Origin of the sequence: Dyadobacter pollutisoli (genome assembly GCF_026625565.1) — a bacterium.
GTDB classification, from domain to species: domain Bacteria; phylum Bacteroidota; class Bacteroidia; order Cytophagales; family Spirosomataceae; genus Dyadobacter; species Dyadobacter pollutisoli.
On the sequence record NZ_CP112998.1, the window covers coordinates 2,395,349 to 2,418,888 of the forward strand.

Here is a 23,540-nt window from a genome sequence, read left to right on the forward strand (position 1 = left end):
TTTTGACGTTAACTGAACGAAGTTAAAAAGAAAATGATAATCCTCCAATAAAGTTTAACCCCTGCTGCGGATAGTACTGGTACCGCTGATACTTTTTCCCAAGCACATTGTTGAGGGCTACAAAAACAGAGAAGTTCTTGGTTAACAGATAGTCAATCTTAAAATTCAGGTCGGTAATAACTGGCAATTTGGTAACCACACCGCTCTCAAAATTTTTCGCTTTTATTCCTCTCAACACGTAAAAATCCGCTGTTACAAACAATTTTTTGCTGATCGTTAAAGCATTAAACCAGTTCAATGTAAGGTCTGGCCGGTGCCATGCTTCTTCTACTGAACCCATCGCATAATCGAAGAAATTTGCTTTAAGGGAAGTCTTGAACAAATCATTGTAGTTGTACCCAGCCTGAGCCGAAATCGTCAGTACCTTCGTTTTGCCAGTATCATATATGATCGAGAACTTGGAGCTATCGGCCAAAGAGTTGTTAAAGTTGTAAAAATTATGGTACTGCGTATAAGCTACTTTACCTTCGTAGTTAAAGCCCGATGAAGTTTCTCCTTTAACACCACCGCTTATTTCCGATGTCTTCTCGGTGTTGACGATCAGCACATTAGGCCCCAACCATTGATTTTCGGAAAGCATGCTTTTCAATGTATTTCTAACAATGTCCCCGTTCCAGCCCGCAAATACATGCAGCCCCGTAAATGGGGTCACATCCACATTCAACACCGGATATGCTTTCGTTCTGTTAATATTCAGCTCGCTGTCTGTTTCGTTAACGGCATTCAACCCGGCAGTTACCGTAAACATGTCGGTAGCATATTTAAAAGTAGGCTTTACCCGGAACAGGTTACGATTGTAAGTAAGGCGATCGACACGTTGGGAAATGAACATGTCCGCTTCCAGCAATGCATGAAATGATTCTGAAATAGGGACCGCACCCATTATTTTTGTTCCCCAATCAAGCTCCGATGCATTGTAGCGATCACGCAGCGTATGCAGACTGGTTTTAACAGAGTAATCAACTGCCACCGAAGCATCAGTATTTTCAAAGCCCAGATTCGCACCAAACTGGTTAATGGTCTGCCGGATCGTGTCCCGGTTCACCACAACACCTTCCGGCTGCGGTTGGTAACCATAGAAATAGTAGTTTTTACGGTCGTAATCGAGCGCTGCCTCTACTTTGTACTTACTCCGGATGTACTTCAACCCGGCACGGACATTCGTGGACGCACTGGCCGAATTCTTACCGTCCACCGGACCATTGGCAGCCGACAAATGTTTAAGCTGTGAGGTAACCACCAGGTCCTCGGAGGGCCTTCCACCTACGAAAACATCCCCCAGAAACCTTCCATAGTTCCCCCCGCCCAGTTTGATATAGTTGTTAAGAACGTCTGGCTGGTCGCGTCTGTCTTTTTCATCCGAAGACACGCCCACGCTCGGAGTCAGTTTCGGAGATGAAATGTTGATCTGCGGATCAATGATCTCGTAAGCAACCTTTTTCTTGCCCGTTTCCCCCTGTATCGGCTGCACTTTGTCAAATACACGGTTGGCTGGTGCAAATTCTATGCTTTTCTCCTTTACGATTTCATACGTCTGACTTTCGATTTCGCCCTTCTGGGCAAAAGCAAATTGGGAAGAAAAGCCCAGTGTCAATAAAAATATGGAAGAACGTATTGCTTTGGAATTCGTCATGTGTAATTGGATTTTCTGTTTACCTGAACAGGTGTTAATCATTTCAGTTTTTCGATCTGGGTCAATTTTTCCTTAGCCAGTTCAACGGCCTCTTTGTCATCCGAATTGTCGATGATAGAGCTCAACGTAGCCTTAGCCTGGCCAATCTCATTCATGCCAACGTACACATCAGCCAAAAGGATAAAGGAGCGTACGCGCCAGTAATCATAGCCTTCAAACGATTTACCCATGTCGATAATAGCCGTTTCTGCTTCCTTATATTTTTTGTTTTTATAAAGGACCATGGCCGACCAGTAACTTGCTTCCGCACCATACTCATCTTTCGAGGTTGCCGCTACCTTTTTGAACTCGTCCGCAGCTTTATTCAGATCGCCCCGTTCGAAAGGTACTTTACCCAGATAGAGCTGCGCCTTGCCCAATCCGCCCGGAATCACATTGCCAACATTGATCACTTCCTTCGCATAATACAAAGTAGAATCGTAGCTTTTCAATGTATAATAAGTATCCATAAGGCCAATCCACGCCTGCGTCTGCTCCTTTTTGCTTTCTGCGTTTCTGAGCAACACCCTGAAATTCGTTACGGCACTGTTATAATTACCCCTTCCAATTTCCAATTCTGCTGATCTCTGAGCCGCTGCCGGTACAAATGTCGATCTGTTTTGCTGAACCACTTTACTGAAATATTGCAGCGCTTCATTCACATTCCCTGTCTTATCAAAGGACGAAGCGATGAAATAATTAGCGTCGTACTGGTGCTTGCTCGCCGGATAGCTCTTGATGAATTCCTGCAAAGAGTTGATCGCATTCTCATACTTTTCAGCATAGTAAAGGTTCCGTACGTTATCGAACTCCACTTCTTCCAGTTTCTCATTACCTGGATTGTTCTTGCGCACAACGCCAAGTACCTGGGTGAATTCCTCGGGACGGCCTACCGCAGTGTAGCTTTCCTGTATCCCCTCCAGTGCGCTACTGGCAGAGGGCGAATCAGAGTACTCTGTCAAAATCTTGCGGAAATCGACAATCGCCTGCTCGTATACCTGCAAGTTGTAATACGACTGTGCGCGGCGTAGCAGTGCTGCAGGAATGATCTGGCTCTTGGGCTTTTCGTTGATCATTCTCGTAAATCCTTTCACCGCCGCCGAGTAGCTCTGGTTTTGGAAATCAATGTCCGCCAATTGGAAATAAGCATCATCCAGGTACCTTGAAGAGGGATACTGACTGATCAGTTGCTCAAACTGCCTGCGCGCCTCAGGCTCGCGGTTCATATATACATACGCGCGGGCTTTTTGGAACAATGCATAATCCTTATCCACCTTTCCTTTCGCCGACACCTGCTCATAAGTCCTGATCGCCTCGTTGTAATTCTTGGCAGCCAGGTAACAGTCAGCAAGCCGCGAGTACGCATCCTCGATCATCTGGGCATCCATGCCTTCAATGTTGTTCGTAAACTCCTTGAAGTAAGTCAGCGCCTGTCCGTATTTCTTTTGGTTATAGTAAATGTATCCCAAAGCATAAAGGCTCTTGCGCGCATAGATCCCTGCTCTCGGATTTTTCGAGATCTGATTGTACAATGCAGCTGCTTCGTCTACGCGCTTCAGTCCGTAGATAGCTTCCGCCTTGTAATAAGCAGCCGACTGGTTGATCTGCTCATCGATCGGGAATTTCAGCGCCTTGTCAAACATGCCAATGGCTGCTTCAAATTTCTCCCGATTAAAATCGAGCACACCCTGGTTGTAGGTAAGCCTCTGATACGTGCCATTTATTTTAGCATTCCGTTTAGAAAGGCCTTCAATATACTTAATAGCCGCTGCGCTGTTGCTTGCATTTGCATACCCTTCGGCTACTAATTCGGTAGCTTCTTCGGTATGCTTGCTCTGAGGATACTTACTCATGAAGTCGTTAAACTCTTTCACAGCGTCATTATTGTTTCCCGACTCCAGCTGCACTTTTGCGTGGTTGTAGGCCGCTTCTTCCTTCACAACTGCATTATAGTCCAGCTTTGCTGCATTCGCAAATGACGTTAAAGCATAGCTTAAATTATTAGTCTTTAAGTAACTGATTCCCAATAAGTAAGATGCGTACTGCGAAACAGAATCTTTGCCAGGCCCTACGGGTTTCAATGTGGTAATAGCGCCTTCAAAGTTACTGCTCCGGAACTGTGCATGGCCGTAGTGCAAAGCGACAGTAGGAGGCACAACACCCGGTTTCATTCGCTTATATCGTTCATATGCCTTCACTGCTGCCGGATAGTCTCCTTTTTCGTAGTACACTTCCGCTACATACAATGCAACGTCATCCAGTTTAGTATTTCCTCTTTGTTGTGTCAGAAGCTTCTCACCATATTGCAGCAGCTCATCATACTTTTTAAGTTGATACAGCGACGATATGATCCAGTTTGGTGCTTCGTTCTTATAATAAGGATGCGTCTCGATTCGTTGGAAATCCTGGTAAGCCCCTTCAAAGTTGTTTTGCTGATAGTTGATCACACCGGCATAAAAAGAAGCATCCGCAGCATTAGCGAAGGAAGCGTCCGTTTTCACCTGATTAAACAACGGTAGTGCGAGATCGGGCTGTTTGGTGTTGTAGTAGGACATAGCCAGCTGATAAGTGCTTTCCATCTTTTTACCGCCTGAGCCGGACAATTGAACCGCCTTTTCCAGGTAAGTGATAGCCTTTTCGTAATTGCCGCCCTCATAGTAATACCTGCCAAGGTCACCATAGATTTGCTGCGCCTTGGGGTGTTCAGCATGGTTTTTAACAAACCTGTCCACCTGCACTTCAGCCTCCGGATAGTTGAGATAAAGGCCGGTAACCGCCACGTAATACTCAGCCGTAACTTTATTATAATCGCTGGTACTAAGTAATTTATCCTGAGTGTTGAGGAATTCCCCGAATTCTTGTCTTGCAGCTACGTAATTGGATTTTTCGTAATATTCAAGGCCATTACGAAAATGGGCTTCCGGTTCTGTCATACTGAGTGTATTCTGGGCCAGAACTGAAGACGCGCCAACATATAAGAGCATTCCAAAAGTGGAGGCGCCGTGTTTAAAAACCATAGAAACTGAGTTGGTGGATTTTTGAATTAAATTATTGTGGTTAACCATATCCTATTTAAAGAGTATTTGGGTGCACACTTACCGCTCAAAATTGTTTGCTATCTAACGAATCGCGGAGTAAAACCGTATACGTTGGTCATGCCAATGTGCATTTAAAAGCTAGAAAAGGACATTATTCCTTTTCAGTGTGTTGTAAAAATCATCATGCATGGCTTCGAACTTGGACTGGACCGACGACATAAAATCATCGTCCATACAGCGCTCTATTTCCTCAATAGTTTCCACTTCGTAATCGTCGATTTTGTAAGTTTGCTCATACATACCCGATTCCACTTTAATGATGTATTTACTGTTCCATTGGTAAAGACCAATCTTAAATTGAACATGAGGAATATCCTTAATGTATCTCATTCTGTTTTATTAATAATACTAAATTCATGTTATTCATTTTCAAGTACTTATATATACCAATATTTTTAGTACTAATTATTGTCGGATGTTCTGGTCAGGATAAGAAAGATTCCGCTGACTTTTTTCTGAAAGGCAACCAAGCCCTGAGTCAAAAGAACTATGCCGAAGCATTGCGCTTGTATGATGAAGCAATTGCCAAAAATGCAGATTTTTCGGACGCCTATCTCAATAAGGGTATAACTTTATTGAAATTAAACCGTACCCAGGAAGCCTACGAGGTTTTAACAGAAGCAATCACGATTGACCCCTCTCTCGTACAGGCAAATCTCGTGAGGTCAGAAGCAGGGCTGGATTTAGGCCGTTTACGTGAAGCAAAACAGGATCTTCAGTTGATTGAGAAGGAATATAAAGACTCTACCCGATTTTATCTGATCAAAGGGAACATTATGGAGGCAGAGGGTAATGCCTCACTCGCAATTCAGGAGTACGACCATTCTTTACAACTATCGCCAAAAAATGTGGAAGCACTGGTCAATCGGGGTGCCGTGTACTACCGTCTCGGCTCCTACCCGGCCGCAAAAGCAGATTTTCAAGCAGCTGTTACGCTGCGCCCCGATCAACCGCAGGCACTTAATAACCTTGGCCTGATTGCTAGCCGGGAAAAAAAGTGGGGTGAGGCCCTCTCCTATTTTGACCTTGTTCTCAATTCCAATCCCGCTGACCCCTATGTGTTGAACAATAAAGGATATGTGCTCTTACAAACCGGAGAAGGTAGCAAGGCAAAAGAGCTGATCGAAAGGTCCCTTGAAAAGCTGCCTGCCAACGGTTATGCATTACGTAACCTGGGCATTTATTACCAGCAGAATGGCCAGCTGGATAAAGCGTTAACCGAATATCTGAAAGCGATCGACATTGCTGAGCCTGTGGAGTGGCTATATGGCTTGGCCGGCCGTGCCTATTTTAGCCAAAATAATAAAGCTGAGGCATGCAAAATATGGAAGCAGGGAGTAATGCTCAAAGACTCCATATCGATTGCAGAATTGGCAAAAAACTGCCGATAAACTAGCTCTCCCGGCCCAGTCTTTTCAGCTCTTTCCAGACTCTTTCATTTTCGTAGGGGTCTGTGAAAACTTCCAGCAAACCCAATCCCTGGCTGCGTGTAAACTCAGCTACAACTTTTTCCAACGCCTCAAATTCATTCACACTGAAATATTGGATTCCCGAATCTTCGCAAGTGCGTTTCGCGGTAAATGAATGCCTGGTTTCAAAATAATTTTCAAGCTCCGACAAACCTGTCGGCCCATCAATCATCCGGAATATATTTCCTCCCGAATTATTAATGACAATGATTTTAAGGTTCTGCGGAAGTTCCTTAATCAGCAATCCATTTCGGTCATATAAAAATGCTACGTCCCCGACGATCAAAAATGTCGGCTGATCATTCACCATTGCTGCCCCGATCGCGGTACTGACGCAACCATCAATTCCACTTGTACCACGGTTAGAAAATATCTTTGCATTACCGATATCAGCCCCCAGCACATTCACGTATCGGATAGACATGCTATTGGCAATATGTAACTGAATCTGCGCATTTAACACCTTAAAAAACACATCTATTGAAGTTAAATCATTTAACGATGTTAGATTTTGTAGGTAGTTTCGCTTCAAATTTCTCGATAGCACCTCCTTTTGACGCCAAATCGTCAAATATGACGAATCATTTTCAGGCTCTGAATTCTGAGTAAATAGCTGATAATCAATTTTCTCGTACAGGTTTTTAAAGAAATAAGTTGCAGACACGGGTATTTGCCGCGTCATCGACTGTGTTGGATCCGCCAGGAAAATATCTTCGCTAATATGCCAATGCCTTAACGGCGGATTTCTTCTTAAAAATTGTTTTAACTCCTTCGAAATAAATGAAAGTCCAAAGGTTACCAGCAGATCCGGCCGTAATTCTGCGCTATTTTCCCCACCTAAAAACAAGTCATGGTGACGAACAAACTGATCATTGGCGCCCAGATTGGTGATGCAATCCCCAACTACCGGAATATCCCATTCCTCGGTAATCCGGGCAAGGACCTGGTTAAGCTCTTCACTGCTTCTCTGCTGCCCGCCGGCTATGAGAATTCTGCTTGAATCATCCCATTCATCCAGCAGTTCGTGCCAGGTCTCCGTAGAAAGGCCTGCCTCTGAACGCTGCCGCTGAATAATTCTAATACTGTCGGAACGCAGAAGCTCATCGCTTTCTTTGGGATAAAATGGCTCGCGAATGGGTACATTGATATGCACAGGCCCCAGAGGAGCCGTACCAGCTACATTCACAGCCTCATTGGTGATGCGGTTAATGGCCCACTGCACATCCGAGTGAGCATAGTCCGGTGATATCTCAAATGACCGCTTTACATGCTTACCATAAATCTCTGATTGGTAGATCGTCTGTCCGTCGTACTGGTGCTGCCACTCCTTGGGCCTGTCCGCTGTCAAAACGATCAGTGGTATCTGCTGAAAAAAAGCCTCAGAGACAGCCGGAGCAAAATTGTAAGCCGCACTGCCCGACGTACAAACTAATACAACAGGAACGCCTGTTTGCTGGGCTATTCCCATTCCAATGAAGCCAGCCGGACGCTCATCCATACACGTATGGATACGGAAGCCTCCGTGACGTACAAAAGCCAGGGTCAATGCTGCGCTCCGGGAGCCGGGCGATATCACTACGTGCCTGATTCCCTTTTCAAAGCAGATGGCGGCAAGATCAATGAGGGGTTGTAAAATAGCCATAATCGGAAATGAAAATAGCCTCTCACGAGGCTATTTAACGAATTCTTTTATCTCAAATAAACTTTTCAATATCAACGTAAGCTGGCTCACGTGAAATTAACCAAGGTAAGTTTTCAAAGCTTTGCTTCTGGAAACATGACGTAACCTTCTGATCGCCTTTTCTTTGATCTGACGCACACGCTCGCGGGTTAGGTTGAACTTCTCACCTATCTCTTCCAAAGTCATCGCATGCTCTCCATTCAGGCCGAAATACAAAGCGATTACATCAGCTTCACGTTGTGTCAAAGTGCAAAGTGCCCTCTGAACCTCTTTACGAAGCGACTCATTTACCAACCCTGAATCCGGCTTATCTTCCAGATCATTTTCAAGTACGTCCAGCAAGCTGTTTTCTTCACCCTGGACAAAAGGAGCATCCATTGATACGTGACGTCCCGAAATTTTCATGGTATCGACTACTTCCGACGATGAAATTTCAAGTACTTCTGCCAATTCCTCAGGTGATGGCTCACGCTCGAAACGCTGTTCCAGTTCTGAGAAAGTTTTAGAAATTTTATTCAGGGAACCTACACGGTTCAATGGTAAACGTACAATCCTCGACTGTTCTGCAAGCGCCTGAAGAATAGACTGGCGTATCCACCAAACAGCGTAGGAAATGAATTTAAAACCTCTTGTTTCATCGAAACGCTGTGCTGCCTTAATCAAACCAAGGTTTCCCTCGTTGATTAAGTCACCCAGCGATAAGCCTTGGTTTTGATATTGTTTTGCAACGGAGACAACAAACCTGAGGTTTGCTTTGGTCAACCTTTCTAAAGCAAGCTGATCACCATCCCTGATTTTTTGAGCTAACGTCACTTCCTCATCCGGCGTTAGCAAATCCACCTTACCGATTTCCTGCAAATATTTATCTAACGACTGACTTTCCCGGTTGGTAATTTGCTTACTGATCTTTAGCTGTCTCATCTAAATCTTATATTAATATGTATATATAACGACGTTAAATACTGTCCTTGTAAATCAAAAACACTATTTTAATCATTTTTGTTCTCTGGCTTTGGCAGCAACACCTTCCGGGACAGGCGATACTTACCTGTTTTCTTGTCGATCTCTACTAATTTAACCTGAACCTCTTCTCCAACTTCAAGAACACCGTCCATTTTCTCCAGACGTTCCCATTTGATTTCGGAGATGTGCAGCAATCCGTCTTTTCCTGGAAGGAATTCAACGAACGCTCCAAAAGGCATGATAGATTTTACTTTACCACTATATATTTCGCCGATTTCAGGAACCAGAATGATGCCTTTAATACGTGCTACGGCTTTATCCATTGAAGTCTTATCAGCCGAGAATATACTTACGAAACCAGCACCATCTTTTTCCTCGATAGAAACAGTCGCTCCTGATTCTTTTTGAATGTCCTGAACTACTTTACCACCAGGCCCGATTACTGCACCGATCATCTCACGATCGATCTTGATCACAACGGCACGAGGCGTATGTGGTTTCAGATCCGCACGGCTTTCGGTCATTGTTTTGTTCATCTCACCCAAAATGTGAAGACGGCCTGCTTTCGCTTGCATTAACGCTTCCGTCAATACTTCGAATGAAAGACCATTTACCTTCATATCCATTTGGCAAGCTGTGATACCGTTTTCAGTACCTGTCACTTTGAAATCCATATCACCCAGGTGATCTTCGTCTCCCAAAATGTCAGAAAGTACTGCGTATTTACCTGTTGCTTCGTCAGAAATAAGTCCCATAGCGATACCCGAAACCGGCGCTTTGATCTTTAATCCTGAATCCATCAATGCAAGTGATCCTGCGCAAACAGTTGCCATAGAAGAAGAACCGTTCGATTCCAGAATGTCGGAAACAATACGGATGGTATATGGATTGTCCTCCGCTTGTGGCAATACTTTTTTCAAAGCACGCAATGCCAGGTTACCGTGCCCTACTTCACGACGGCCAGGTCCGCGGTTAGGCTTCACTTCGCCTGTCGAAAATCCGGGGAAATTGTAATGCAGCATGAATTTGCTGTAACCATATTTCATCGGTGTATCCACGATTTGCTCGTCGTTTTTGGTACCCAGGGTTACAGTTGTCAATGATTGGGTTTCTCCTCTTGTAAATAAAGCAGAACCGTGTGCATTTGGCAAAAAGTCAATTTCAGAAGCAATCGGACGAACTTCATCCAATTTGCGACCGTCAAGACGAATCCGTTCGTCTAAAACCAGACGTCGTGAGGCTTCCCAAACCAGATCATTGAAATAACGCTTAGCCAATCCCAGGCTCACTTCCTCTTCCTCACTGATACTTGCGGTAAATTCTTCCCAAACAGCTTTGAAACCGTCTTTTCTAACCTGCTTGTTGGTAGAACCTCCTTGTGTTACCTTATAAATCTTATCGTAGGCGAACGATCTTACGCGCGCTTCCAGTTCTTCGTCAGAAGGATCGCCATCATATTCCCTTTTCTCTGTTTTACCAACAGCCGCTTCAAATTCTTTCAAAGCAACACATTGATCTTTAATAACAGCGTGAGCTATTTTCAGTGCTTCGATCACTTCTTCTTCCGACACCTCGCTCATCTCACCTTCCACCATCGCGATGTCATTGTAAGTAGCTCCTACCATTAGCTCAAGTGTAGCGCGTTCCAGATCAGATGAACTTGGATTTACTACATATGCGCCATCAATCTTCGCGATACGCACTTCTGATACAGGTCCTCCAAAAGGGATATCCGACGCAGCAAGTGCCGCTGATGCCGCCAAAGCTGCAAGTGCGTCAGGCAATGCATCCGCGTCAGCAGAGATCAATAAAATGTTTACCTGTACTTCTGCGTGGTAATCGTCCGGAAACAAAGGGCGCAGAACGCGGTCCACCAAACGGCTGATCAATATTTCGTGATCTGACAGTCGGCCTTCGCGACGTTGGAAGCTTCCCGGAATCCGGCCGGCAGATGCAAATTTTTCCTGATAGTCAACCGATAGCGGTAAAAAATCAAGACCTTCCTTAATATCCTTGTTAGCGACAACCGTAGCCAGCAACATGGTGTTACCCATTCTGACCACAACCGAACCATCGGCTTGTTTTGCTAATTTTCCTGTTTCAATGGTGATTTCCCTTCCGTCTGGTAAGGTTATAGTCTTGGTAACTATATTAAAGAGCATAGAATGTTTGATTTTTTGTAGCTGTGAAATGCCATCCTGACATTTCTGATTTTTAATTTCCGCAAAAAATCAGGGAACTTTCATAGTATTGAAGTTCCCTGATTTTAAATTACTTACGTATGTTCAATTCGGCAATAATCGCACGGTAGCGGTTAATGTCCTTTTTGTAAAGATAATCCAACAATCTTCTACGCTTTCCTACCATCTTAAGAAGGCCTAGTCTTGTGTCATTGTCTTTCTTGTGCGTTTTTAAGTGCTCGTTCAAATAGTTGATACGGTACGTAAATAAAGCAATTTGTGATTCAGCAGATCCAGTGTCTCCGCCTTCTTTCTTAAACCCTTTCGATTCGAAGATTTCAGCCTTCTTTTCCGCGGTTAAATACATGATTGTAACAACAGATTAAATATTTATAAGTATTTTACAGCACCCTGCTGCAAATAAGGTTGCAAAATTAAGATTTTTATCCCTATTATAAAAATATAATTTAACTATGATTGCATAAGCTGGGTTTTACCAAATCTACTTGCCCATCTTGTTTTAATTCTTTTGATCCACATTTGGTATACATCTTTCTCGAAAAGCCTTGAATCACTTTTGGCCCGATCGATGAAATACACACCCGCCAGAAACAATACGGTATTGGCCATCCAGGCTCCTACCGGCACAGCAAGCAGTCCTTCTTTCACCCATTTGTCGCCCTGATTGGTTAACACATACAGCAGGATAAAGAACAAAATCGAGACCAGTACCGGCACCCCGAAGCCACCTTTCTTAATAATCGCTCCCAATGGCGCACCTATCAGGAACATGATCAGGCACGACAATGCTTGGGTATATTTATGGTGTTTTTCCAATTCATACTTCGTCGCATCTTTCAGCTTCGTTTGCAAATAATCCGTCTGCGATTTCGTATAGCTGAGCATACTGTTTGACGCACTTTTAGTATTCAGCAGGATTTCCTTCTTCAAACTGTCAGAAACCGGCCTGGCCAGCAGAGAATCGATCCACTTGCCTTTTTTAATGTTCTTATCCGTGCCCTCTCGGTAGTTGTAGGAATAATACTGCTGACTACCTGCTACCAGGTTCTTCTGTGTTTCATTGTACGAATTACGAAGCGAATCAGCGGTCGAGGTCAGGTCCGTGATGTTTTTCATAAACTCATGGTATTTGAACTGCCCCTCGTCAGTACGCTTCATTCCGAAAGACGAAAGGCTTTCCGTCAGCCGGTAATGCCTGAACGAATTCCGGCTGAAATTAGAAAATCGTGAAGCGCCTCCTCCCGGCGTCGTAATGTACACCGGACGCGAACTCGATGAGCCGTTTTCGTCCGTATACCGGGTTCCATTGTAAAGCTCGATGACCAAATAACGGTTCTCATTAATAGAGTACATTCTACCGGAGTCTGCCAGGATAATTTCAGTATTGCCCAGTTCGTACGAACGGTTGTTATGCTTGTAGATCACCATGCCGATCAACTTGCCGTTTTCCTGCTTCTTATCAACCTTAATGCTATATCCGGGTAAATCGTTATAAAAGATCCCTTCCTTGATTTTCAAAGTAGCTTTTGTGGTTTTGATATCATATAGCAGACTGTATCCTTTGAGGTTAGCCCACGGAGAAACCCGGTCATTGAAAAAAAATGAAAATACGCTGATACCTACCGCAACGATGAAAAGCGGCGCCATGGCTCTCACGACCGATATTCCTGCACTCTTAATAGCTGTGAGTTCAAAAAATTCCCCGAGGTTACCGAAGGCCATCAGCGAGGACAGCAACATGGCAAGAGGAAGCGCAGTAGGAACGGTAATCAGACTAAAGAAGAAGAAAAGCTGGGCATAGTCTATAATCCCCAGATCCTTCGAAACGAAGTCATCTATGTAAAAGATCATGATCCTCATTAAAAAAACGAAAACCACGACCGACATTGTAATAATAAACGGGCCCCAGAAGGACATCAAAATAAGCTTATCCAGCTTTTTCATCAACTACCTACTATTTCTCTTAAATTATCAATAAATCCATCCCACAACGAATTCAGTTCATCCTGGTCACGATTGGCCGAGTAGTCGATCACCCGTAAAAAGGTTGTCTGGGTTAACTCGCTAACTTCCAGTTTTAGTTCCACATGGTTGTTATCGAGGTTATCATCGCTCGTATTTTCAAAGTCAAATCTTACTGCTTTGTTAATTCTTAGTCCGGTTTGCTTGGCAATGTGACTGTCGCCATCCCATTGAAAATCGAAACGGTGGTCAGGCAATACGGTTACTTTTTCGGCAAACCATTGTTCCAGACCCGAGGGTGTAGAGATATATGGAAATAGTACTTTGGGAGAGGAACGCAATTCGAATTCAGTAATAAACTTATATTTTTCCATAGGTACTAAAATTAAAAAGGGTGACCTTATCAGTTCCTGTCTTACATCCTGATTTAAAAATTGTAATATAGCATAATTCGACAATAAATGCCTGTAAAGTTAATTTTGCTTTTTTTAATAAATCATAAATTTGACATTAAATTCGAGAAACTGATTGCGTGATAACTTTATTTAACATACTTTTGCACCACAATTACGACGGCGGGGTAGCTCAGATGGTTAGAGCGTAGGATTCATAACCCTAAGGTCGGCAGTTCGATCCTGCTCCCCGCTACATTGCAATTCAGACATCCCCACCGGATGTCTTTTTTATTGTCCCTGCTTTTTGCCTGCTTGCAGAATTAAATTTCCAAACTTTCGGTTTACCATTTTAGGTTACACCACCGTATTCACCTCAGAACTGTATGAAATTATTACTCCAGTATCTTAGCCGGTATAAAGGGCTTATTTTGCTGGCCCTCGCCATGGCCGCTATCAACCAGATCTTTTCACTTCTAAACCCCTACATTCTCGGAAATTACCTCATCGATCCATATGCCAACAAGGCTGAGCAATTCAGGACCAACGGCATGGAAAATGAATTTTTCAAAGGTATCCTCCTCGGTTTGCTCATGATCATCGGCACCGCCATGATCTCCCGCATCGCCAAAGCATTTCAGGACTATGTAGTTAACGTCGTAATTCAAAAATTTGGTGCCAGCCTGTACACCGACGGGCTGCGGCACGCACTGCGTCTCCCCTTCCAGGATTTCGAGGACCAGCGCAGTGGAGAAACATTATCGGTACTGCAAAAAGTAAGGGCCGACTGCGAAAAATTCATTACCAGCTTCGTTAATGTGCTTTTTGCAACATTGGTCGGCATCGTGTTCGTTGTAATCGTGGCGTACAAGTTAAGCCCTATGCTGCCGCTCATTTACCTCGTCGGATCGGTAGTACTGGCATTCCTGACCAGCATACTCAGCCGCAAGATCAAAGCCATTCAGAAGAATATCGTTAAAGAAACCACTGCGCTCGCAGGTTCTACAACTGAATCTCTAAGGAACATTGAGCTCGTCAAAAGTCTCGGTCTTACCCAGCAGGAAATCACCAGGCTTAACACAACCACATTCAAAATCCTCAAACTGGAACTCCGCAAGGTGAAAAGCATTCGCTCGATCAGTTTCATTCAGGGTACTTTTGTTAACTTTTTACAGCAATGCATCATGTTCGCGCTGCTGTTTTTTGTGTTTAGAGACAAAATCACAGTTGGCCAGATGATGATGATGCAGTTCTATTCATTCTTCATTTTTGGACCATTACAGGAATTGGGTAATGTAATCCTTTCCTACCGTGAAGCGGAAGCTTCGCTCAACAACCTGCAAACCTTGCTGGCAAGACCTGTCGAGCACAAACCATCGAATCCTGACAGCATCAGCGAAATCGAGGCTTTACAGTTCGATAATGTGAAGTTCCAGCACCAAACTGCCACACGTCCTGCTCTGGAAGATATTTCGTTCGACGTACAGCGGGGAGAAACCATTGCATTCGTTGGTCCTTCCGGATCAGGCAAGACCACATTGGTGAAATTGCTCGTAGGACTATATCACCCTAACGCCGGGACTGTATTTTACAATAATTTTAATGGCAACAACATTGATTTTGACGAAATAAGGAACAAAATAGGCTTTGTAACACAGGATACGCAGCTTTTCTCCGGTACTATCAAAGAAAACCTGCTGTTTGTGAACCCCACTGCAACCGACGAAATGATCAATGATGTGCTCATGAAAGCGGCTTGCTACAACCTGCTTTCGCGGGCCGAAAATGGCATTGATACTGTGATCGGCGAAGGCGGCTTGAAACTGTCTGGCGGTGAACGCCAGCGGCTGTCCATTGCACGTGCACTGCTAAGAAATCCAAACCTGATCATTTTCGATGAAGCCACGTCCGCATTGGACTCATTGACCGAAGAAGAGATCTCCAATACGATCCGCAACATTACTGATCAACGTCAGCACATTACGGTCATGATCGCGCACAGGTTATCCACGATCATGCATGCGGACAGGATTTATGTTCTGGAAAAAGGTAAGATTGTTGAAACCGGCAGCCACGCGGCCCTTTTGGACGAAAAAGGCTTGTACTACGCTATGTGGCGGCAGCAAATCGGTGAGCGTAAAAGCGAGCAGATCCTGTCTGCCTGATCGCGCATTTAAAGGTTAGCAAGATTCAGGTTTCGTAGGCATACTACCCGGGATAATTTTGTCAGAAACAATAAAAGGTTTTTGCACAGGATTATCCCGATTTTTATGAAAGACACCCAGGAATTGAACTGGCCGCTCATTCACGACAGCATGCATAGTACCGGTTATGCGCTCATTAGCAATGTACTGGATCCCGATGAATGCAATGAGCTAATCAGCCAGTATGACAACAAACCGCTCTACCGCAAAACGATCGTCATGGAGCGCTACCGCTTCGGCCTGGGTGAATACAAATACCTGAGCTATCCATTGCCCGGCATTATTCAGCATTTGAGAGAGACCTTTTATCCTAAACTGGCACCTGTGGCCAACAAATGGATGCAGGTACTGAACATTCCCAAAGTGTATCCGGCAGAGTTCAATGAGTTTCGTGACCAATGTCATAAACTGGGACAAACCAAACCGACCATACTGATTCTCAAATACGGCGCTGGCGGACACAATACTTTGCACCAGGACCTTTACGGCGAAGCGTTTTTCCCGATCCAAATGGTATTGTTTTTGAACCAACCCGACCGTGACTATACCGGCGGAGAATTTGTAATGACACAACAAACACCCCGTGCACAGTCCAAAGCCATTGTACTGAAACCCCAACAGGGCGATATCCTCCTTTTTACTACCAATTTCAGGCCGGTAAAAGGCTCCAAAGGCTACTACCGGGTTAATATGAAGCATGGGGTGAGTGAAGTTCACGAGGGGAACAGATATACCCTCGGTATTATTTTTCACGATGCATTGAGTTGATCATGATCAAACATTTGGAATTAGGCAAGCCTTCATTTGCAACAAGCCGTAAGCTCAAACAGCTTATTGACAATGGTTTGATTAAATTTGGAGGAAATAAAAACCTGAAAATATACGGTACATTGGCATGCAGGTCAGGCAAGCGAATGAAGCGGGAGAACCGGGTTTTCTTTTCTTCCGGTCAAGAAGCCGTAGCGAATGATTATCGACCGTGCGGACATTGCATGAAAAAGGAATATCAGGATTGGAAAAAACTCACGAAAGGTCCTTAACCGCCAGACTGCGCCAGAGATAAAACACGAGGTAGCTCTCCCAGCCTTTGAATGCATTGAAAAGTGCCTCTATTTTAAGCGTTTCGCTTCTGTCCTGAATAATATTATGATGGGAAAGCGCATTCAGCAAGCCAATGTCGCCGTGCGGAATGCCTTCCGGCTCCTTCAACGACTTCATCAGCGCGTAATTGGCCGTCCAGGCACCGATTCCTTTGTGGTCCGTCAAAGCCCTTTTTCTTGATGTAAAATCTGGCAATGCTTCGATGGCTGACTTGCTCAGCGCCCCACTTGCAAATGCTTTGGCAATACCAATGATGTACTCCGCCTTTTTCTCCGAAAACTGCATGGCTTTAAGCTCATCCATTGTGGCCTGCGCGAGTACTTCGGCCGTCGGGAAGACAAAGTAATGTTGCCCGTCGTGTTCAATTTTACCGCCAAACCGCTCCACCAGCCTGCGTTTCACCTTATAGGCAAATGACAAGTTGATCTGCTGCCCGATAATGCACCAGCAAATTGCTTCAAACAAGTTATCAATACCAATCAATCGCAGACCTTTAAAATCATGGACCATGTACGCCAGTCGCCCATCCAGGGCCAGCAGATCATAAAATGGCTGAATACTTCTCTGCATATCAAACCATTCGGTCACATATGCAACCAAGTAGTTCTTACTTGCTGGCGATACATTGCCCTTCAAAACCGCTATTTCAAGAAATGGGCCACTTTCCCGAATGCTCGTCAGGACTATTTCTCCGTCGATTTCAAGTGCTTTATAAATGGTATTATCGCTGATGACGTGCAAGCAGTCATCGTAATTTCGGTTTAGGAACCATAGACATTCCTGAAAGCTGAAAAGCGCCGGTATCGGTACTAAGATCTGTTGATCAGTGTTCATGCATCAAAATTACCAGTGATCCCACCCCTCCAAAACCTGATTCTTGCTGCATTGAGGTTAGTGAATGATTTTAAAAACAAGTTCTTTGAGTAATTCCCCTTCCGAAGTAGAGACACCATCCAGCCCCTTCATCCGTCCGTCGCATTCGCGCAGGTAATGAATGATATTGACGACCTTACCTAGCGGATAGTTTCGCGCAGCCAGTAAATAGTCTTTTACAAAATAAGGATTTACACCCAGCTCGGCCGACAAACCCTTTTCGGTCTTGTCCCTGCTGGCATGCGTGAGCAATAATTTGGAGAAAAACCCGAACAGAATGATCAGGATCGGCGCCAATGGATTGTCTTTTGAATTGGCTGAAAAGTACGTCGCGATCTGGTTTGCTTTCATCACGTCCCGGATCATCAGCGCCTTTTGAAATTCAAATACATTATACTCCTTGCTGATACCCACAAATTTCTCGATCGCCGCCGCGTCGATCCCCTCATCTACCCGAAGGTTCACCATGATCTTCCTGATCTCGTTGGAAAGCCGTTTCAGATCGTTACCGATATTGTCTACCAGCATTTGAACCGCTTTCGGGCTTACCTTCACGCCTTCCTGCTGGCAAAATGACGAAACCCAGTCGGGTAATTTATTATCGTACATCTTCTTGGACTGCACGACCACGCCATTGGTATTAAATGCCTTGATAAACGTCTTTCTCTCGTCCGCATTGGCATGAAAACAAAATACCAGCACGGTACTGTTCAATGGATGCAACGCATACTCTTCCAGCCTCGCCTGCTGTTCTTTTTGCTCAATACCGCCCAGCTTGTTGGCGTCTTTTACAAGAATCAGCTGCCGTTCGGCCATAAATGGAAACCGCCGTGCGTAGCTAAGCACACCTGCTACGTCCGTGTCTTTTCCATATAACACAAACTGGTTAAATCCCTTCTCTGCCTCCGAAACCACACGTTTTTCCAGCTCCTCAGCGATGGAATCAATGTAGTAAGGTTCGTCTCCGTGCAGAAAATAAAGCGGTTTGTATTTTTTGCTTTTTATTTCTTTGAGAATGATGTCCGGTGTCTGGGCCATTGTAAAGTTCCGGCGCGCCGGGAGAATTTGAGGTTAATGCAGTTTCAAATTTACCAGTTCTAACCGATTTTAGGCCGCATTTTCTTGAATAAACTGATCGGCGTTCTTTTGGAGATCGGGAAAAAAAAGCAAAAACTTCTCGTAATAAAACGCCTCATTTTCCCGCAAATCATTGACTGCATTGCGGATAGGTTCCAAAAACGGTGCACGCCGGGACAGCCGCTGAAAAGTAATGTCGATACCCTCCATTGTCGCGTAAGTCGTGAGCCAGTCCTGCCTGACCATCGACCGTACCATCGGGATCATTTCCTCAGGTATCAGGTGCTCGTTCCGCTCGATCAATGCGTACATGCCATGCGCGTATGCAAACAATGGTTCAGGATTATAGTCATTGAAATTCCTGGCCAGAAAGTAGTCAAAGTAAATGTCCATCACGATCCCCGCCAGCTTCCCCTGCGCTTTGGACGCAATATCCTTGGCTTCGTGGACCTGCTGGTGCGTGTCCGTAAAGAAATCAATAAAGCGGTGCAGTTTGAGTCCTGTGACGTAATCCTTATTCCAGGTAGCAGTTTTTTCTTCGGTTAAACGTCCTTTGATGAAATCGCCGACATAATTTCCCATAATCACCCCCTCGTCGCTGCCAGACAATAAAATGTGTGCTAAAAAATTCATACAAATGACATTTTGGCAAATTTGCCGTACGTTTGTTCCAGCCAATCCAGATGGAACAATTATTTTACAACAACCATTATTTTAATCAAACTAGCAAATGAAAGTCGAAAAAAATAACGTCATAGCATTGATATATAGCCTTAGAATTCCCGATACCGACGGAGAAACTGATGTAGTCGAAGTGGTGACGGAAGAGGATCCAATGTATTTCATTCAGGGCATCAGCGGCCTGCCAGAAGGCTTTGAAACTCAGATCGAAGGCCTGTCAGCAGGAGACACTTTCGAATTTGTTGTGGCCCCGGAAGAAGGTTACGGTGAATTTGACGAAGAAGCGATCGTTGAGCTGCCAAAAGCTGTATTTCAAATGGAAGACGTAGATCAGGAAGAGCTTCTTCAGATCGGTAACATCATTCCAATGACTAATGAAGACGGAGAAAGAATGCACGGTCAGGTAGTCGAAATCAAGGATGACCTGGTGGTGATGAATTTCAACCATCCATTGGCAGGAAAAGAAATGCATTTTTCAGGACAGATCCTCTCGGTACGTCCAGCTACTCCCGAGGAAATCAGCCACGGCCACGTGCATGGCGCGGGTGGCGTGCATCATCATTGATTTTAATGAGTGAATGGGTGAGTTAGTGAATGAGTGAATATCGGATCCATTCACCCATTCACTCATTCACCCATTCACCCATTCACTCATTCACTCATTCACTCATTCACTAATTGACCCTATACTGCTCCACCTCCACGCCGAAGCGTCTCAAAAACTCCACTCCCTCTTCTACTGCAATGCCTTTGTAAGCGGCGTAAGAATTCAGGAATATCACCTTTTTGATTTTCATCGTGTAAATCACCCTCGCACAGGCAATGCAGGGCGCCAGGGTTACGAAAAGCGTAGATCCTTCAATATTTGACCCATTTTTTACTGCAAAAAGAATAGCATTCTGCTCCGCATGAAGCGCCAGCGAGCAGCTTCCTTTTGCATCCCTTGGACAGCCTGTTTCAGGAAACTCTTCGTCGCAGTTATGCGTACCTGCCGGCGGGCCATTGTACCCGATCGAAATAATCCTGGTATCCTTAGTAAGCACGGCACCTACCTGCGCTTTTATGCAATGAGAGCGTTGAGCCAAATTTTTTGCCAACTCCATATAAATCTCATCAAATTCCGGCCGCAAATTCGTTGTAAGTAAAGTCATTCGTTGTTTCAATAGAAATTTATTGCAAACTTATATAAATGACGACTGGATTCAACATCGTTTCAAAAGTATGATAAGGAGCGTTCTGCTAGGTCTTATATTGGTAGCCAAAAGTTTTTCTGCGTTTTCACAGCAGGAAAGGATTGTTTTGGACTTAGCCAAAGAATCCGCGGCGTTGTTTAAATCCTACAAATTCTTCATTCAGGACGTTGAAGATCAGCGGACGGTTCCTGGCACTGCAATGGGCAAGGTGATCGCGTTGGGAAAAGAAATACCGGTAGTACTACCTGCGAAGGCTGATAAGGAGCTGTTTAACTACTGGTCATTTGCTGCTCCCAAAAAACCACAGACGTACCTGCCGCTGTACATTACTATTAGGGATCTGTCCCTTATCGAAAAACGCATGGGACCCAATAAAGTGACGGGGGAAGTGAAACTTTCCATCAGGTTCAGATGGTACCGGAACATGCAGCCGGTGGAGCTCACCAACTATCAGACATCCGCCACTTACACCCGCCCGGAAAGGGATTACGACTATGCCAAGCTCGTCAAACAGCTTTTGGACCAGTCATTGACCCATTTTCAGAAATGGATGACGCAGAATGCCGGTAAAAATCCTGCATTGGCAAGAAACCTGCTGCTTGTTTTCAAGGAGATCAACAATACCAGTGCAGAAGATACTGTGTTTTATTCTCCCAAAAGACCACTGATCTGGGACGATTTCAAAGTCAGGAACGGCAAACCGGGAAGCCGTTACGCGGCGGCTGTTTTCACCAGTTTTGGATACGAAGGCCGGTCATATCCCAAAGATGACGACCTGGTCGTCGAAATCGGCCTTAAAATATTCATGGTCAAAAGCATGTCGTGGGCGCGTACGGACTCACGTAATGCAGGCACATTGCGCCACGAACAGATCCATTTCGACATTACCAGGCTGGTTGTTGAAAAATTCAAGGAGCGCCTCCGAAAAGCCGAGCTGACCATCGAAGATTACGACAGTGAAATCCAGTATGAGTTTTTGGAGGCGTTCAGGCAAATGAATACCGACCAGGAGCAGTACGATGGCGAAACCGGCCATGGACTTAATGATGGTGTACAAGCCGCCTGGGACCGTAAAATTGCTAATCAGATCGCCACTGTTTATTCTGTCCAGTAGTTTTGAATTAATTTATTTTTGGAGCTACAAATACTACTTCACCGATCTCCTTACTCACCACATAATTTTTGATATAAAAATCATAGGCATCGCGATCCGCAGCAAAACCGGCGTCACTGGCAATGTATAATGTGTTACCATGCTTGAAGCTTATAACAGCATGCCGGGGAACCCGGTGCGCAACCTGGTCATCGCCCATATAGTTGGCTATACTTCCGCCAAGCGAGTAAGTGACAAACAGCGCAGCAACAACCACCGAATATTTGAGATACAAATATCCCCTTGTGAAACAGGCGTACCAGATCAGCAGCACTAAAACATATAAAAAGACGACCTCCACGCGATCCAGAAGCAGGTTTTCGATTAGATAGCCTGGTAATAATTTCGGAATGGCTACTGAAAAGTCAGTCAGCCACGCTGCCATTTCTACGACCTTGCTGACAACCCATTCAATCCAGACGACATTCAGTACACTCACGAGCAGCAGGATAATCGCAGCGGGGAGCAGAATATTGGTAAAAAGAATTACAAATGGATTCACCAGCCAGAAATACGTCGGAAACTGATGAAAGTAGTACAAACTCAATGGAAATGTCGCCAGCTGGGCAGTAAATGACAATGCGGACACTTGCCATACATATTTAATGACACGATTCTCAGGAGCTAAAAGGCTTAGTATAGGCTCATATAGCAGGAAAATACCGGTCATCGCCAAATAAGAAAGCTGAAAACCCACATCATACAACGCAGAAGGATCAAACAGCAAAATGAGGAAGGCTGAGATCGCCAGCGTGTTCATCGCCTGATGCTTGCGGCTAAAAACCTCTGCTATTACAAACACAATGCACATTAATGTAGCCCGCTGAACGGACGGCGGGAGGCCGGTTACCATGGCGTAAAAACCCAGTAATGCAATCACTAAAAACAGATAGAGAAACCGCCCGTACTCCCAGCGCTTGACCCAGCCCAACAAAAAACTGATAACCAGAAAGATAATCGCTACATGCATCCCTGAGACCGAGAGAATGTGAATAGTACCCGACGATACGTAGTCATCCACCTGCTCCGTACCAAGGTCGTCGCGCCGACCCAGCAACATGGCTTTGACCAGGCCGTAAGCTTTGCCATTCCGAATATGCTGCCGAAATTGCTCATCCGCCCATTGTGACACCTGAATACTCCAAGACGCAGGATGGTTGCGCCAACCGGCATTCGTAACGACCTGAAATGAGCCAGGTCTCAAATAATCCGTCCAGAGAACTCCTTTGTTTCTCAGATATTGTTGATAGTCAAACTGGGCAGGATTAAGCGCTGCCACTGGTCTTTCGAACCTTCCCCATACCACAACATGGTCACCGGGATTGGGAATTATGTCCGATCCGGGGTCAATGCTGATGAGTGAATTGGTATGAATGCTAACCCATTGCCCATTGTTAAGAACGCGGGTTACGCTGGCTTCTAAACGCAGAGACTTGGGGCGTTTCTCGGGCAGGCTCCTGACTTCGGCTTCGTATGCAGTGTAATTTATACTTTGCAACACCTCAATTTCATCATTGCGCTGCGCTTCCACTGTTACTTCGCAGAATGCTGCGATCATGACCAGAAACAATGAAAAACTTGCCCCAAATGCAACTTTGGCACGTTTGAAATAAAAGCCACAGCAAGCCAGGGCCACCAGTAATGCCAAACCCATGAAGACAAACTGGCTGATATCCAGGAAAGACATCAACCAGTCGGCAAGCAAAATACCGGCAATAAAACACAGTACCATACTGACAAACGGAGCGCGTGTGAGCATA

20 protein-coding genes and 1 tRNA gene are annotated in these 23,540 nt (G+C 44.8%); 7 read left to right on the forward strand and 14 right to left on the reverse strand.

The window, feature by feature from the left end; genetic code table 11:
- Positions 1-22 precede the first annotated feature (22 nt).
- The 3 genes from ON006_RS09845 to ON006_RS09855 form a co-directional block, all read right to left on the reverse strand.
- The gene (locus ON006_RS09845) at positions 23-1,693 is read right to left on the reverse strand and encodes a TonB-dependent receptor (protein ID WP_244824318.1); all 1,671 of its coding nucleotides are present in this window, start codon (positions 1,691-1,693) and stop codon (positions 23-25) included.
- A 38-nt stretch (positions 1,694-1,731) separates the two neighbouring features.
- Entirely contained in the window at positions 1,732-4,749 is a 3,018-nt protein-coding gene (locus ON006_RS09850; RefSeq protein ID WP_244824319.1) for a tetratricopeptide repeat protein, read from the reverse strand.
- 159 nt (positions 4,750-4,908) lie between these two features.
- Complete coding sequence (locus ON006_RS09855; RefSeq protein WP_244824320.1) at positions 4,909-5,160, reverse strand: hypothetical protein; 252 nt, start codon at positions 5,158-5,160, stop codon at positions 4,909-4,911.
- Between the two features lie 26 nt (positions 5,161-5,186).
- Between ON006_RS09855 and ON006_RS09860 the strand changes: the two genes are divergently transcribed.
- Positions 5,187-6,221: a tetratricopeptide repeat protein gene (locus ON006_RS09860; protein ID WP_244824321.1), complete on the forward strand. Its 1,035-nt coding sequence runs from the start codon at positions 5,187-5,189 to the stop codon at positions 6,219-6,221.
- Between the two features lies 1 nt (position 6,222).
- On the opposite strand, the gene menD is transcribed toward ON006_RS09860, so the two are convergent.
- The 6 genes from menD to ON006_RS09890 form a co-directional block, all read right to left on the reverse strand.
- On the reverse strand, positions 6,223-7,941 hold the full coding sequence (gene menD, locus ON006_RS09865) for a 2-succinyl-5-enolpyruvyl-6-hydroxy-3-cyclohexene-1-carboxylic-acid synthase (RefSeq protein WP_244824322.1): 1,719 nt from the start codon (positions 7,939-7,941) through the stop codon (positions 6,223-6,225).
- Between the two features lie 96 nt (positions 7,942-8,037).
- Positions 8,038-8,901: a sigma-70 family RNA polymerase sigma factor gene (locus tag ON006_RS09870; protein WP_015810559.1), complete on the reverse strand. Its 864-nt coding sequence runs from the start codon at positions 8,899-8,901 to the stop codon at positions 8,038-8,040.
- Between the two features lie 68 nt (positions 8,902-8,969).
- Entirely contained in the window at positions 8,970-11,105 is a 2,136-nt protein-coding gene (locus ON006_RS09875; protein ID WP_244824323.1) for a polyribonucleotide nucleotidyltransferase, read from the reverse strand.
- A 109-nt stretch (positions 11,106-11,214) separates the two neighbouring features.
- Positions 11,215-11,490, reverse strand: coding sequence for a 30S ribosomal protein S15 (rpsO, locus tag ON006_RS09880; RefSeq protein WP_234604919.1), 276 nt, complete (start codon positions 11,488-11,490; stop codon positions 11,215-11,217).
- A 104-nt stretch (positions 11,491-11,594) separates the two neighbouring features.
- The gene (locus tag ON006_RS09885) at positions 11,595-13,088 is read right to left on the reverse strand and encodes an LptF/LptG family permease (RefSeq protein WP_244824324.1); all 1,494 of its coding nucleotides are present in this window, start codon (positions 13,086-13,088) and stop codon (positions 11,595-11,597) included.
- Positions 13,088-13,480 carry an START-like domain-containing protein gene (locus ON006_RS09890; protein ID WP_244824325.1) on the reverse strand — a complete coding sequence of 131 codons (393 nt, stop codon included), beginning with the start codon at positions 13,478-13,480 and terminating at the stop codon, positions 13,088-13,090. Before ON006_RS09890 ends, ON006_RS09885 begins: the two co-directional genes overlap by 1 nt.
- A gap of 200 nt (positions 13,481-13,680) precedes the next feature.
- Here ON006_RS09890 and ON006_RS09895 point away from each other — a divergent pair.
- The 4 genes from ON006_RS09895 to ON006_RS09910 all read left to right on the forward strand — a co-directional run bounded on the left by ON006_RS09895 (position 13,681) and on the right by ON006_RS09910 (position 16,742).
- A tRNA-Met gene (locus ON006_RS09895) sits at positions 13,681-13,754 on the forward strand.
- Between the two features lie 130 nt (positions 13,755-13,884).
- A complete protein-coding gene (locus ON006_RS09900; RefSeq protein ID WP_244824326.1) occupies positions 13,885-15,663 on the forward strand; it encodes an ABC transporter ATP-binding protein in 1,779 nt (592 codons plus the stop codon).
- Positions 15,664-15,768: 105 nt separating this feature from the next.
- The gene (locus tag ON006_RS09905) at positions 15,769-16,470 is read left to right on the forward strand and encodes a 2OG-Fe(II) oxygenase (RefSeq protein ID WP_244824327.1); all 702 of its coding nucleotides are present in this window, start codon (positions 15,769-15,771) and stop codon (positions 16,468-16,470) included.
- Between the two features lie 2 nt (positions 16,471-16,472).
- Positions 16,473-16,742, forward strand: coding sequence for an Ada metal-binding domain-containing protein (locus tag ON006_RS09910; RefSeq protein ID WP_244824328.1), 270 nt, complete (start codon positions 16,473-16,475; stop codon positions 16,740-16,742).
- On the opposite strand, the gene ON006_RS09915 is transcribed toward ON006_RS09910, so the two are convergent.
- The 3 genes from ON006_RS09915 to ON006_RS09925 form a co-directional block, all read right to left on the reverse strand.
- Complete coding sequence (locus tag ON006_RS09915) at positions 16,726-17,637, reverse strand: DNA-3-methyladenine glycosylase family protein (RefSeq protein ID WP_244824329.1); 912 nt, start codon at positions 17,635-17,637, stop codon at positions 16,726-16,728. The genes ON006_RS09910 and ON006_RS09915 overlap by 17 nt on opposite strands.
- A gap of 57 nt (positions 17,638-17,694) precedes the next feature.
- A complete protein-coding gene (gene holA / locus ON006_RS09920) occupies positions 17,695-18,714 on the reverse strand; it encodes a DNA polymerase III subunit delta (RefSeq protein ID WP_244824330.1) in 1,020 nt (339 codons plus the stop codon).
- Between the two features lie 69 nt (positions 18,715-18,783).
- On the reverse strand, positions 18,784-19,386 hold the full coding sequence (locus ON006_RS09925; RefSeq protein ID WP_244824331.1) for an acyl carrier protein phosphodiesterase: 603 nt from the start codon (positions 19,384-19,386) through the stop codon (positions 18,784-18,786).
- Positions 19,387-19,483: 97 nt separating this feature from the next.
- Between ON006_RS09925 and ON006_RS09930 the strand changes: the two genes are divergently transcribed.
- Positions 19,484-19,999: an FKBP-type peptidyl-prolyl cis-trans isomerase gene (locus ON006_RS09930; protein ID WP_244824332.1), complete on the forward strand. Its 516-nt coding sequence runs from the start codon at positions 19,484-19,486 to the stop codon at positions 19,997-19,999.
- A 109-nt stretch (positions 20,000-20,108) separates the two neighbouring features.
- Here the strand turns inward: ON006_RS09930 and ON006_RS09935 are convergent, their stop codons facing one another.
- On the reverse strand, positions 20,109-20,585 hold the full coding sequence (locus ON006_RS09935) for a deoxycytidylate deaminase (protein ID WP_244824333.1): 477 nt from the start codon (positions 20,583-20,585) through the stop codon (positions 20,109-20,111).
- Positions 20,586-20,655: 70 nt separating this feature from the next.
- Here ON006_RS09935 and ON006_RS09940 point away from each other — a divergent pair, with 70 nt between their 5' ends.
- Entirely contained in the window at positions 20,656-21,741 is a 1,086-nt protein-coding gene (locus tag ON006_RS09940; protein WP_244824334.1) for a DUF922 domain-containing protein, read from the forward strand.
- Between the two features lie 7 nt (positions 21,742-21,748).
- On the opposite strand, the gene ON006_RS09945 is transcribed toward ON006_RS09940, so the two are convergent.
- Positions 21,749-23,539 carry a ComEC/Rec2 family competence protein gene (locus ON006_RS09945; protein ID WP_244824335.1) on the reverse strand — a complete coding sequence of 597 codons (1,791 nt, stop codon included), beginning with the start codon at positions 23,537-23,539 and terminating at the stop codon, positions 21,749-21,751.
- Position 23,540 lies beyond the last annotated feature (1 nt).